This window comes from Streptomyces albospinus (assembly GCF_014648695.1).
Lineage (GTDB): Bacteria > Actinomycetota > Actinomycetes > Streptomycetales > Streptomycetaceae > Streptomyces > Streptomyces albospinus.
Window position 1 is genome coordinate 1 of the sequence record NZ_BMRP01000068.1, and the last position, 12,751, is coordinate 12,751.

The window sequence follows — 12,751 nt, forward strand, 5'->3', positions numbered from 1 at the left end:
AGAGACCAACAGTCCCAAGCCGCTTAACGAAACCGTCCACGCTGCGAGGGGATGGACAGGCCGCTTTGTACACGAGTTGTTGCGGCGGCCGTCATTTCTCGATGAGTGCGGGAGTCATCTCTACGACGGCCAGGTCGATGTTCACGACTACGGGAGGCACCCGCCGCCTCTCCGATCCGACCGCCCTGTCGGCGCTCGCCGATGACGGCTGGTCCGGCACACGTAACTGCAACCACAGCGTGGCGTTGGACAGATCACAAAGAAGATGAACGTCTCATCGAGCAGGAGCATCGCAGTGATCATGAAGGTTCTGGCCGGCGCGGCTTTCGCGGTTGCCGCAACGATGGCCTTCGCTGTACCCGCATCGGCGACGGACTTCGGAGCCCGCAACGGCGACACCACCATCGCGGGCGAGGCAGGCGGCATCCTCAACACCTATGGCGCTTCGCTCATCAACGTCGACCTCCGCTGCGCGGTGCCGCTACCGGAGGGTGAGGGCATCGGGGGGCACGGGCTCGGTGGGCCCAAGGCCGCTTGCAACCTCGCGCCCGTCGACCAGTACGAGGCACCGAAGAAGCTGCTCTGACGGCAGCACCGAGGGGTAACGCTCCCGCGCCTGCCCCGCGCATCCGCCAAGGCCGCAAGCAGTTTGAGCAGGCCGCGATGGAGCGGTCCCGGTGAGTGGGCGACCGTCCGGTACCGCCGTTGGCCGGTACCGCCGCGATCGGGGCGGTTGTGCATCTGCCGGGCGCCGTCATCGAGGAGGTCCGGGGCCTGTCCTCGATGACGGCATCATGGCCGACGTCGCTTACCGTCTGCTGCCGGCCTCAGGGCCCGGCCTCACTTCAGGTGCCGGGTGAAGAACTGGGCCGCGGCGTCCCCCGCGAACTGCGGGACGCCGGTGTGCCCGCCCATGTTGGCGTGCAGCGTCTTCTCCTTGGAGCCGAAGGCGTCGAACAGGTCCAGGGCCGCCTGCCTGTCGTTCCCTTCGTCGTCCCACTGCAGCAGGACGTGCAGCGGAATGGTGACCTGCCGGGCCTCCTCGAACATGGCGCGAGGCACAAAACTCCCGGCGAAGAAGCCGGCGGCCACGATGCGCGGCTCGACCACTGCCAACCGGATGCCGATGGAGATCACTCCCCCCGAGTACCCGACCGGGCCGCCGATCTCGGGCAGCGAGAGAAGGGCGTCCAGGGCGGCCTGCCATTCCGGGACCGACTTTTCGACGAGCGGGAGGACGAGGGCGTCGATGATCTCGTCGCTGACCGGCTCGCCGGCTTCCATAGCCCGGCGCAGGTCGGCGCGGGCCTGCTCGGCGGTGGCCCAACGGGGCCGGTCACCGCTCCCGGGGAGTTCGATGGTGGCCGTGGCAAAGCCCTCCGCCGCGGAGTGCTTGGCCCGGGCCACCAGTCGGGGGTACATCTTGCGCAGCCCGAGGGGAGGGTGGCCGAGCAGGATCAGCGGGACCGGTGCGGACGCGGACGCGGGTGACCACAGGATGCCGGGGATCTCGCCGAGGGTGAATTCGCGTTCGAGGACGCCGCCGTCGAGGAGCTGTTCAGAAGTGAAGTGCATGGTCGTGCCTTTCGGGAGGGCTCAGAAACGGCGCTCCCGGACGACCTATCGCCCGACCGTGACCCCAGAGGAGAGCACCCATGTCGATACTGTGTTCACGGGTACCACCTCCTCGTTCTCTCGCACGGCCTTCGGAAAAGTAGCAGTGGTCGCCGTGGTCCGCCAACGGGTTTTTGCGGAGGCTCCGTGGCCGGATGCCACGGAGCCACTCACCCAAAGGCCAAGGCCGTGCAGTCAAGGGCTTCGGGCCAGTGTGGTCACGGTGTGGTGCAGGCCGTGATGTAGGAAGCAGAGCCCTGTCAGGGACGGTTTGGCCCGGGCCCGGTACAGCGGCGACGATGCCGCCGCCATGAGCCTCCGTGGTGGGCCGGGCGCGCCCCGGGCTCTCGTTCACCACGTACCTCCGCCACCATCCTTTGACGTCGAAGTAAGTCCACCCAGGTCAGCTGATTGCGGTGGACTAAGTGGTCGGCTCCGGAAATCCTTCGGGGGTTGATCAGGCTGTCAGGGCAACAGAGGATTCTTCTTGTCGGTCGGCGGGTGTGTGCCGGTCGAGTCGCGCCAGCAGATCGTCCAGGTCGGTGGTGGTGAACTTCCACTGGAACGACTGTGCCGTGGCGTTGTAGCGGCCTTCGAAGGCGCGAAGCCGGTTCCGGACCTGGACAAGTCCGTGAAGTCGTTGGGTTGGACGACCTTTCGCTGGAGGATGGAGAAGAAGATCTCTATCTGGTTCGTCCAGGAGGCGTGGACAGGGGTGTGGACCATGACCGCGTTCGGAAAGGCCGTGGTGAGACGGTCGATGGCCTTCTTCCCTCGGTGGGAGGAACCGTTGTCGACGATCCAGAAGACACGTCTGGCACTCGCGTAAGGCTCCTGGGCCATGAGCTGGGTGACCAGTGCCATGAAGGGCACGACTCCGGTCTTCGGCTCGCAGCGGCCGAAGACCTTCGCGCGGTGGACGTCGTAGGCGGCCAGGTAGGCCAGCGCACTGCCGCGGCCGTATTCGTGATTGACCCGCATCGCCCGAGCCTGGCCCGGGGCCAGGGTCGGATGGCAGCGGCAGCGGGCTTGGACGGAGGTCTTCTCGTCGCTGGAGACGACGTACTCGTCCGGCCCGAGCGGGACACCCTCCAACGTACGGGCGTATGGGGCAAGGACACGCCGGGCTTTGGCGCGGAAGTCCGGGTCGCGGATGAAGATCCAGGACCGGTACTGCCAGGGCTTGAGCACGTCCTCGCGCAGCCAGCGGCGCACCGTGGACGCGGAGACGGTGTCGGTAATCCCGCGTGCGGTCAGCTCGGCGGCCAGCTCCGGGCAGGACCAGCGCGACAGCGGCACACCCGTCTCGGCTGGTAACTGGCAGGCCAGCGCCTTGGTCTCGGCGATCTGCACGGGGGTGAAGCGGGCCGGGCGCCCTGAACGTTTACGGTCGGCCAGGGCCGACAGGCCGCCGCGAGCGAACCGGCTGCGCCAGGCACGAACCGTGTCCAGATGCAGGCCGGTCTCGTGTGCGATGCGCGCGTTGGAGCGCCCCGTGCCGCGTGCAGGACGATCTGCGCACGGCACCGTAGCCGGTGCTCGGTCTTGTGGCCATAGGCCATCTTCTTCAGTCGCTCGCGCTCGGCGGCGGTCAGGACGATCGGGCAGGCCAGCGCAACGGGCATGACAGGAAGGCCGATCGGGAGAAGCGGAACACGACGGGTCGCAGCCCTCCGGGCCTGCGCCAATTTCCAACAGAACTCAGCCTTCCGCGACCGCCGACTCGATCAGGGACAGCGTCTGGTTGTCCGCGTCCACGTGTGCGCGGACGCCGATGGGCAGCGGCAGGTTCGGCGAGGTGTGACCGAAGTCGACCTGTGCGAGGACCGGGATGTCACGCTGCGCCAGGACATCGAGTACCACGTCGCGTAGACCTGCGCGCTCTCCGCCGCCATCGTGGGGCGTGACCTCGGTCGGGATGCCGACCACCATGCCCGCGATCCGGTCCAGCACTCCGGACAGCCGCAAGGTATGCAGGTCGTTCCAGATCCGCGAGACCGGCCGCTGCACCTCCTCCCAGAACAACACGGCGCCCTCGAACCGTTCGGCGGCCAGCGCGAACGGTGTCGCCTGCAGTAGGACCAGGCGGTTCAGCAAACCGCCGAACAGTGGCCCCTGCGCGCGGCCCGGCCGCCAGGTTTCCCAAGCCCCCATCGCCGGCAGTACGCCCGGCGCCTCGGCCTTGGTGAGCACACGGGTGTAGAGGTCGACGAGCTCGGAGCGACGGGCCTCGTCGCCCAGCGTGTACCAATCGCTGCCGAAACCGTGGGTGGCGATGTCGGCGTGGAAGCCGACGAGGCCGGTCTTGGCGTGCAACGCCATGTGCAGCAGCGAGATATCGCTGTAGCCGAGGATCGGTTTCGGGTCGGCCCGGATCGCGTCCAGATCGATCAAATCGAGATAGCCGATGGTTGCCTGTCCACCGGTATGCGCGACGATGGCCCGCACCTCCGGGTCCCGGAGCAAAACATTGAGTTCATCGGCCTGCTCCGCCGGAGTGCCCGACGCCCACCAGCGATTCTGCGCCGGGTTGACCATCGGGCTGACCCGCACGCGGAAACCCATCCGCTCAAGTATCGCCACACCACGGGCGAGCAGTGGTTCCTCACCCGGCTCAAGCTGGCCCGAGGGCGCGGTAACGACCACGAGGTCGCCGGAACGTAGCGCGCGGGGCCGAAGGATCGCAGGCATGGGGTCTCCTCCTTGTTGATCAATAATGGCGAGCAACAAGGCCCGTGCCGCCGGTATTCCGCCTCACCGACGTGATCAAGTCAAGCCCCGAAACCCCGGCTGGGCCCACCGACCGCCTCCACGCGGACAACCCAGGAAGGGCGGGGTGCCGATGACGGGTTCGTCGGCACCCCGAGGACTCCTTCGGCTGTGCCTGCCAGCCCCACTTCGCCACCCCAGACCACTAACGGACTGACGTGGAATCGGGCCCCGATGTCAACCCTCGAAGGATTTCCGAAGCCGACCACTAAGTTGATTGTCAAAGGACACCCGAAGCCGTCGACAGACGACTCCCGTCCTTCTCGCGTACAAAGCCAAGCGGGTGACCCGGGCACGTCGCGCTCGTTGAGCACAGCATCGCAGGCATGAACATCCGACCCCCGCGGATACGCGAGCGGGCCCGGACCAACTGGTCCGGGCCCGCGGGCTGTTCGGGGCGGGGCTGCTAGAGCTCGAACTCGAGATTCACGATGTCCGTGAAGCGGACCTCCTCCAGCTGACCGGCGCGGCGGCCGTTGTCCTGGAAGTAAACCTCCTTGAGCGCTTCGGCCGCGATCTCCTTGAGTTCGCGCTCGCTGGCGCCGGCCTCCTGGGCGTCGAAGAGGCGGGCGGCGTAGCGGGGCGGCAGAGCGACGGTCAGGTGCCGGACGCGGTCCTGGTCCGTCGACCCGATCGGCGCGGTGTAACCGAGGCGGGCGTAGACGTCGATGACGATGCCGCCGGTCGTCGCCGCCCTCTGCCGGGCCTTGGCCCGGATCTGCGGCTGCCACCGCTTCTTCACCTCGTGCTCTATGCGCGCGGCGAGGTCGGGGCGCGGCTTCTTGAACTGGTCCTTCACGTACCGCTCGACGGTGCGCTGGGAGACATGCAGCAGCTCGGCGACCGCCTTCGTGCCCTTGAGCTGCTTGACCAGGTACCGCATCTGCGCGCCCGCGCTCTTGGGCGCAGGACGGGTGAATGCCTTCTGCACCGCGGCATCCAGGCCGTCCCCGAACAAGCTCATCGCCCTCTCCCACTCTCCGTTGTCGACGTCGGTGACAGTGCCGTCCTTGATGTACCGGGCGAGGTTGAGCTCGGGGGCGTCGAACTGGTCCCGGACGCCTTCGCCCCACACCACGCTCTGGGTGCCTTCCCACTTCACCAGGCCCGGGTTCACGCCGAGTTTGAAGCCGCCAGGCAGTGGCTTGCCCTCCCGGTACGGCAGGAAGTCCAGCGGCGATTCGCCGTCGACCGCGTACACGACGCAGTCGGAGAGGATCGCGACCGGGTACTGCCCGGTGAACGCCGCGTGCTTGACGATCTTCCGGTGGAGGTTGATGCGCGTGCGGGAGATGACCGCCGCGCGGATGTCCGGCCGCCACGTCGGCCGGGACAGGGCACGCCACGGCTCGCCCGGCCGCCAGCCCTCGCCCCGGGGCCGCTCGCGCAGCTTGCCCAGGCCGCCCTTGACCGTCGCCTTGATTGCCGAGACGACGATCGCCAGCTGAGGGTCGCGCTCCTTGTAGCCGTCCATCGCCGCCAGGAAGTCAGCGGGCGAGAGGTCCGCGTCCACGCCGAGGTCGGCCATCGTGACGAGGTAGGCGTCGCGCAGCCGGTTGTACCAGCCGTCCAGGTAGCGGCCGTTGTCGTAACGGACCCACGCCTCGATCGGGCGTACCTCGTAGCCCAGTTCCACCGCGTAGGCGACGGTGGGCGTGGCATACCAGGCCGGGCCCACGGGGCGCTCGCCCTTGGGCGTGAACGGGCTGGGCAGCAAACTGGCGTCCAGCTCCGCCCACTTGTCCTTGCCGGCTTTCACCCGGGACAGGTCCACATGGCTGAGATCCACCAGCCACGAGCCGGGCAGCTTCGCATCGAACACCGGCGCCTTTACCTGAGTCGGCGCCCCGAGGCCGACAACCAGGCCGTTCGCGCCCGCCGCGAAGGCCATGTTCACGTCGATGCCCACCAGGTTGCGGCGTCGGGTGGCTTCCTCGTCGGTCAGCGGCCTCGCCCAGTCGTACGTCTCCTCGAACAGCTTCTCCGCCGGGCCGCGCACATGGAAGCGCGGCAGATCCTTGAGCAGCGGGTGCCCGTCCGGGGCCTCGCACGGCGCACAGTCCACCGGGTTCTCGCCCAGCGACCCCGGGTTCTTGCCGTCCGCCCTCCGGAAGCCGCCGGTGGCCTCATCACGCACGGCGTAGGTCGGCGGGTGCAGCGCGGTCATCAACTCCAGTCCGGTGACGGCGGTGGAGCCGCGCGGTGTCATCACCCGCGCCGCGTACACGCCCAGAAGCCGGGCCAGGTCCGCTGGCGGGAGCTGCGCGGCGTCGCCCCAGTGGCGGGAGTCGAGCGCGCTGCTCGGCCGGATGCGGCGGAGACGTCCTCGTGACTCTGCGTCCAAAGTCGCCACCCGGTTTCCGGGCTGGGAATTCGCTGGAACCAGGCGCTGTTGGGGCGGAAGCGGGTCTTGATCGCGTTCGTGGAGGGGGATCCATGCCTATTTTGGTCACTACGCCGAACGGAAGTGGGGCGCTACCTGACCGAAGCGCTGCGCGACCGGAGTGATGTGCGCTTCTTCGTTCGCTCCGAGGCCGGCGCCAAGGCGCTTGGCAAGGTCCGCGGTGAGATCTTCCGTGGGGATATCACCGATGCAGCGGACATCCGAGGTGCGGTCGCCGGCGTGGACCGGCTCTACCTTGCGCATCCCTTCGTCGAAGACCAAGTTGCCGCCGAAACGAACCTCGGTCTTGCCGCCATCGAGGCCGGCGCGCGGCGGATTGTCAAACTCGGCGCCCGAGCTTTCACTGGCAACGGGATCGTCCCGGACGCCGTTACCGGCGCCCATGACACGATCACCGAGCGACTGCGAAGGGTAGGTGTCCCAGAACTGACTATTCTACAACCCGACCGTTTCCTGCAGAACTTCCTCCCGGCAGCGGCCTCGATCGCCAAGGGCACCCTGGCCGATCCTGCCGGACCTGGTGCCCGGGGTTATGTGGACGTGCGGGATATCGCGGCGGTCGCGGTCGCCGAACTCCTGGCGGCGCGTCCGATCGGTGGTGAGATCGAGATCAGCGGCCCGGAGGCACTGACGCTGCCAATGCTCTGCAACCGCTTCGGCGCCGTTCTCGGCAGGCCGGTGCGGTACGTCGACGTTCCACTGGACGGTGCCTGGCGGGCCGCGCTCGCGGACCGCGGAATCACGCCGCAGGTCATTGACGGTTTGCACGGGCTGTACTCGAACTATCGCCACGAGGGCGTGGCTGGTCTCGGTGACGGCGTTCAGCGCGTGCTCGGCCGCCCGCCGCGCTCGGTCGAGGACTTTGCGGCCGATCCGCTCATGACCGCCGTGTCCGGTGCCTGACCCGCCCCGTGCCGCAGCGGTGGTCGACTGCGGACCCTGGCGGATCCCGACGCGGGCCGATAGCCGGCGCTATGGCCCCTCCCCCACTACCTGCCTTTTCGAAGGGGCGGATCCATCCGTCGCGGTGCCCTGCCCTGTCTGCCAGCCCGAGACGGTCCTGCGCACCTCGTGACGGATCACGTGGCGTTTTGTGTCTGCCGTGCGCGCTGGACAGAGGCTTCCAGAGCTGCCATCAAGTCTTCGAGGGGAGCGAGTTCCGGTGGCGGCAGCGCGTGGCCGCCGGCGGCGAGGGTGCCCACGAACACTTCGAGGGCTGCGGCGTATTCGTCGTGCAGGTCCTCGACCTCCACGCCGATCATCTCAGAGATCAGCATCTCGGCGAGCTCCAGCTCGCGGTCCGTAGTGGGGACCGGGCTGGTGAGGTCTCCCGGATCTCGAAGCTCCCGGGGCCAGCGGAGGGTGTGGCACACCAAGATGCCGCGCGCCGGCCTGAGCACGGCCAGTCGCTCGCGCTGGCTCAGCCCGGTTCCGGCATCCGGGGATGACCACGGCTTCCAAGGAAGACATCAAGCACATGCGGCCGAAGCAGCGGAACAAGTACCGTCGCCTCGGCTTCACTTGGTCGGAGATCAAGGAGATCGACAGGGCTATCGGCCGCGGGGACAGCTGACCCTCAAGACCTCCGCTGGTGAAGTCACCCTCACCCTCCCGCCAAGGAGTCCTGGATTGGCACCGGAGGCGTAGGCCCGGCCCCCCGCCTGGCACCCGGTCTGCTTCCGGCCGACCCGCCGGAAGCAGCAAGTCCCATGGCCTGGTGTTCGTCACCGGCCCAGTTCCAGTGGGGGTGTTCGCGTCAGACTGTGGGGCAGCCGGCGGCTTTGAGGCCGGTGTTGAGCTGCTTCTTCAGGGCGGTTTCCTTCTGCGGTGTGATGTCCTGGTTGGGGATGGTGAGCTTGATGTCCTTCTTGCTCGTCCCCTTCTTCACCGTCATGCCGACGGTCATGTCACGCGGGACGACCGACTTGGGGTCGCCGTAGCCGACGGTGACGTTGTAGGAAAGCTCGTCCTTCTTGCCCAGGGTGGAGAGGCACTTTTTCGCCGCGTTCTCTGTCTTCTTGTAGATCCCGCGGTTGATCGAAGCTTTCATCGGGACGAGGTTGATGCGCTTGCTGACGCCTTTGAGGGTGCTGGCGATCAGGTGCCCGCCGTCGTAGCCGCCACCTCCCCAGCCACCCACGGTCGTCTCGCACTGGCTGCGCGGCGATGTCCCGCCGACAGCGAGTCAGCGACCGCGCGGTCAGGCCGCCCCGCACCGTCGATGTGGAACTTCCACCGCGACACGACGGTCTTCCCTGCCCATGCCTTCAGGTACGGCTCACACGGGTAATCCGCCCCGGCCGACGGAGCCGCGGCCGCCGCGGGAACGGAGAGCAGGGTGGTCATGACGCCTGCTGTGCCGAGCACGGCGGAGATGCGGCGCAGATGCCGACGCGGACAGTGGGACGAAGACGCTGACGACCCGGTCATGGGCTACCTCCAGAGGTCAACGGTGGGGAGCAGCAACCGCGCACAGCCATCCTCCGGACCGCCCACCGCGACCGGTGCGTCCCGGGCACGGTCAACCTCAGGCAACCAGCCAGGAGGATGACGCGGTAGGCCGCCGCGGGGCAATGGCCGAAGCTCCGCCCGGGAGCGGGGTGATCACGCCACGACGGTCGGCACGCGGAGTTGGAACGGCAAACCGTCTCAGCCGAGGACGCGGTGCACTCGCTGCACGTCTTCCTCCACCAGAGAACGGACTGATCATCAGTAGGCAGTCGCCAAGTTCCGGAGAACACAGGACCCTGGTGGTGCCTTCTTTGGCTCGGATGGCAGGCTTGGGGCCTCCAGTGGGCCGCGTACCGGGGAGGCGTTCGGTGGACAACTTCTTCGAGCGGGTGGGCCGGTTCTGGCCGCCGGGCCGTCGTGATCTGCACTGGCATGTCCTGCCGACTCGCCAGGAGGCCGCCGCGCTCGTCGCGCCGTACCAAGTGTAGGCTCGCATTTCGCCTGTCCCTTTCTCATTGGCCATGGCCTTTGTCCGGCCCAAGGGACAGCGTGGTGAGACGAACTCCCGTCTGATCGTGCACTCGTCGTAGTGCTGATCGTGGTCTCGATCTATGCAGCGCCTCTCTTCAACCTGATCGTGGAGACGTCGCAGCTGATTAAGACCGGGATTTTCGCTCCCCGTTCTGCTGCTCGGGCGCGGGACATGTCGCGTTTCAGGCTGTCGAGAACTGGGCTCACACCCTGGCGGACCAGCCCTGGGAGACCTGGGACCGCGCGACCGTACGCCGCCCGCACAAGAAGAAGCGCAAGGCCCGGCCCCGCCCCGCTGACGCACCCGGCACCGGCCTCATCCCCGCCTTCCTGCAGCCTGCCGTGCGCACCTTCGACGGACGCCGCCGACTCCTGCGGTTCCTGCAGGCTGCCGAGCACCCCACGCTCGCGGCGTACTGCCGTGCCGTGGGCACCTCCCCACCCACGGTGACCGTGCAACTGCGGCACATGGAACGCGACCTGCGCGGGCAGCTCCTGATCCGCGGCCAGTGCGGGCGCCGCATGCGCCTCACCGACTTCGGGGAGAAGGTCCTGGCCGCGGCCCGCCCACTCGCTGATCTGCTCGGCGACCGCTATCCCCGCGCCTGTCGTCATTCGACCGAATGACGACAGGCGCGGGGATAGCGGTCGCCCACCAGACCCCTGACGGGCGCGGTAGCGAGGGGTCAGGGTGTGGTGGTGAGGGCGGGCCAGAGGGTGGTGGCGGTGAGGGGCTGGGCGAGGCGGGGTGCCCAATAGGCTTCGTCGCCGTCTTCGTCGCGCCAGGACCACAGGCGGGTGGTGGCGAGGTGGAGCGGGTTGAGCCGGGTGATGCCGATGGCGCCGTGCAGTTGGTGGGCGATACGGGCGATCTCGGCGGCCGAGGCGGATGCCTGGGTCTTGGCGGCGGCTATGGCGAAGTGCGCAGCGGGGCCGCCGATGTCCAGCGGGACGGCGGCGGCCTGGACCACGGCGCGGACCAAGGCGGCTTCCTCGATCAGCCGCGCTTCTTCCTGCTTGACGGCCTGGAAGCGGCTGAGCGGACGGCCGAACTGGGTGCGGGCGGTGGTGTGGGCGACCGTCAGGTCGACGCAGCGTTCGGCGGCTCCGGCGATCAGGGCGGAGCGGGCCAGGGCAGCGCGGAGCCGGGCCTCGTCGAGCAGTTCGGGGGCGATCCGGCGGACGTGGAAGGCGGGGATCTCCAGGGTGGCGAGGTGCAGGTCGTCGCGGGGTTCCTCGGCGAGGTTGGCACCGGGGGTGAGGACGGCCTGGTCGGGGGTGAGGGTGAACAGGACGGGGCCAAAGGGGGCGGTGGCCAGGACGACCACGGCGGTGGCGGCGCGGGCCCAGGGGACGCGGCGCAGAGTGCCGGTGACCAGCAGGGTGTTGTCGTCACCCAGGCAGCCGGCCGAGCCGACGGGCGAGGCGGCCGGGTGTGCGTAGCGGATCGTCAGCTCGGGGGCGATGGCGTAGCTGAGCGGGCCGTCGGGGACGGGGAGGCCGGCGCGGCGCAGCAGGGGGCGGGCGACCAGGGCGGTCTCGGCGAGAGGGGCAGGGACGGCGCGGCGTCCTGCTTCCTGGGCGGCGGCGAGGAGTTGGGCGGTGGAGGCGCCGGGAGAGGGGAGGGCCACGGCCTCGGGGGCGGTGGTGTTGGTGACGGTGGGGACGGCGTCCGCATCGGCGTAGAAGGCGGTGGTGTCGTAGGCGTCGGCGGAGATGACGGGGGCGTTGGTGTCGATCGTGTGGGTGTTCATCAGTGCTGCTCCAGACCACGCGTGATGATGCCGCGAAGAATTTCGTTGGTGCCGCCGCGCAGCGTGTAGCCGGGGCTGTGCAGCAGGGCGAAGGCGAGCAGTTCGGGGTGGCTGCCGGGGGTGGCGTACTGATCGGCCGGGGTCGGAAGGATGCTGCGTACGGTGTCGACCAGCGCGACCTCGAGCCGGGTGCCGAGGTCCTTGACCAGGGCGGCGTGAGTGTCGGGGGAGGCTCCGGCGTCCAGGGCCGCGGCCACGCCGAGGGACAGTCGGCGGATGCTGTGCAGACGGGCTGTGAGAATGCCTACCTGGGTGAGCTGTTCGGCCGTGGCCGAGCGCCGCTCCAGTTCGCGGAGCAGGGAGACCAGCAGGGGAAAGGCGGACAAGTAGCGTTCCGGGCCGCTGCGTTCGAAGGCCAGCTCACCGGTGACCTGCTTCCAGCCGCCGCCCCGCTCCCCGAGCAACATGCCGTCGGGGACGTCGACACCGTCGAGGTGGACGGCGTTGAAGCGGTGCTCGCCGCTCATCAGCCGGATCGGCTCGACCCGTACGCCCGGGGCGCGCAGGTCGACGACGAACTGGCTGAGACCGGCGTGCTTGTCCTCGGCGTCGTCGGTGCGGGCAAGGACGATGGCGTAGTCGTTGACGTGGGCGCCGCCGGTCCACATCTTGGTGCCGGTCAGCCACCAGCCGTCGGCGGTGCGTTCGGCGCGGGTGGCGACCGAGGCCAGGTCGGAGCCGCTGTTCTTCTCGCTCATGCCGATGGAGAAGAAGCACTGCCCGGCGGCGATCCTCGGCAGGAAGAAGCGGCGCTGCTCTTCGGTGCCGTGCTGGAGGATGGACGGGCCGGCCTGCCGGTCGGAGACCCAGTGGGCGCTGACCGGGGCGCCGGCGGCGAGCAGTTCCTCGATCACCACGCAGCGCTCCAGGAAGCCGCGGCCCGCGCCGCCGTACTCGGTGGGCAGGGCCATGCCGACCCAGCCGCGCTCGGCGAGGCGGCGGCTGAAGCCCGGATCCCAGCCGGCCAGCCAGGAGTCAGGGCGGCCGAGCACGGTGCCGCGGGCGCGCTCCTCGTCGAGAAACGCGCGGACCTCGGTGCGGAGCCGGCGGGCCGATTCGGGCAGGGCGACATCGGGGAATGCGATCGGTGAAAGCGTCGAAGGAGACATGGCTTATTCGCTTCCGGTTTGGTGAATCGGCGGTGGGCATGTGTTCCCGGTACGGGAAT

11 protein-coding genes and 2 pseudogenes are annotated in these 12,751 nt (G+C 68.7%); 4 read left to right on the forward strand and 9 right to left on the reverse strand.

The genetic code is table 11. From position 1 onward, the window contains the following. Nucleotides 1-301: 301 nt before the first annotated feature. Entirely contained in the window at nucleotides 302-586 is a 285-nt protein-coding gene (locus tag IEZ17_RS38660) for a hypothetical protein (protein ID WP_229853053.1), read from the forward strand. Nucleotides 587-840: 254 nt separating this feature from the next. On the opposite strand, the gene IEZ17_RS38665 is transcribed toward IEZ17_RS38660, so the two are convergent. From IEZ17_RS38665 to tap, 5 genes and pseudogenes are all read right to left on the reverse strand, one after another. Beyond that, nucleotides 841-1,575: an alpha/beta hydrolase gene (locus IEZ17_RS38665; RefSeq protein WP_189308314.1), complete on the reverse strand. Its 735-nt coding sequence runs from the start codon at nucleotides 1,573-1,575 to the stop codon at nucleotides 841-843. 504 nt (nucleotides 1,576-2,079) lie between these two features. After that, a complete protein-coding gene (locus IEZ17_RS38670) occupies nucleotides 2,080-3,141 on the reverse strand; it encodes an IS630 family transposase (protein WP_229853050.1) in 1,062 nt (353 codons plus the stop codon). 174 nt (nucleotides 3,142-3,315) lie between these two features. Further along, complete coding sequence (locus tag IEZ17_RS38675) at nucleotides 3,316-4,305, reverse strand: S66 peptidase family protein (RefSeq protein WP_189308315.1); 990 nt, start codon at nucleotides 4,303-4,305, stop codon at nucleotides 3,316-3,318. Nucleotides 4,306-4,789: 484 nt separating this feature from the next. Further along, on the reverse strand, nucleotides 4,790-5,347 hold the full coding sequence (gene tpg, locus IEZ17_RS45625) for a telomere-protecting terminal protein Tpg (protein ID WP_444544836.1): 558 nt from the start codon (nucleotides 5,345-5,347) through the stop codon (nucleotides 4,790-4,792). A gap of 12 nt (nucleotides 5,348-5,359) precedes the next feature. Then, a pseudogene (gene tap, locus IEZ17_RS38680) lies at nucleotides 5,360-6,682 on the reverse strand (telomere-associated protein Tap); the annotation flags it as partial. A 168-nt stretch (nucleotides 6,683-6,850) separates the two neighbouring features. Here tap and IEZ17_RS38685 point away from each other — a divergent pair. After that, the gene (locus IEZ17_RS38685; protein ID WP_189308316.1) at nucleotides 6,851-7,690 is read left to right on the forward strand and encodes an NmrA family NAD(P)-binding protein; all 840 of its coding nucleotides are present in this window, start codon (nucleotides 6,851-6,853) and stop codon (nucleotides 7,688-7,690) included. Nucleotides 7,691-7,866: 176 nt separating this feature from the next. Here IEZ17_RS38685 and IEZ17_RS38690 read toward each other — a convergent pair whose 3' ends face one another. Then, nucleotides 7,867-8,064, reverse strand: a complete 198-nt coding sequence (locus IEZ17_RS38690) for a Ku family protein (protein WP_189308317.1) — start codon at nucleotides 8,062-8,064, stop codon at nucleotides 7,867-7,869. Nucleotides 8,065-8,231: 167 nt separating this feature from the next. Here IEZ17_RS38690 and IEZ17_RS44035 point away from each other — a divergent pair, with 167 nt between their 5' ends. Continuing rightward, entirely contained in the window at nucleotides 8,232-8,360 is a 129-nt protein-coding gene (locus tag IEZ17_RS44035) for a hypothetical protein (protein ID WP_268249890.1), read from the forward strand. A 183-nt stretch (nucleotides 8,361-8,543) separates the two neighbouring features. Here IEZ17_RS44035 and IEZ17_RS38695 read toward each other — a convergent pair. Then, a pseudogene (locus IEZ17_RS38695) lies at nucleotides 8,544-8,930 on the reverse strand (DNA/RNA non-specific endonuclease); the annotation flags it as partial. Nucleotides 8,931-10,111: 1,181 nt separating this feature from the next. Here IEZ17_RS38695 and IEZ17_RS38700 point away from each other — a divergent pair. Then, nucleotides 10,112-10,396 carry a LysR family transcriptional regulator gene (locus IEZ17_RS38700; protein ID WP_189308319.1) on the forward strand — a complete coding sequence of 95 codons (285 nt, stop codon included), beginning with the start codon at nucleotides 10,112-10,114 and terminating at the stop codon, nucleotides 10,394-10,396. Nucleotides 10,397-10,455: 59 nt separating this feature from the next. On the opposite strand, the gene IEZ17_RS38705 is transcribed toward IEZ17_RS38700, so the two are convergent. Continuing rightward, entirely contained in the window at nucleotides 10,456-11,523 is a 1,068-nt protein-coding gene (locus IEZ17_RS38705) for an acyl-CoA dehydrogenase family protein (protein ID WP_189308320.1), read from the reverse strand. Then, nucleotides 11,523-12,692, reverse strand: a complete 1,170-nt coding sequence (locus IEZ17_RS38710) for an acyl-CoA dehydrogenase family protein (RefSeq protein ID WP_189308321.1) — start codon at nucleotides 12,690-12,692, stop codon at nucleotides 11,523-11,525. The genes IEZ17_RS38705 and IEZ17_RS38710 overlap by 1 nt, the downstream gene beginning before the upstream one ends. Nucleotides 12,693-12,751: the final 59 nt, after the last annotated feature.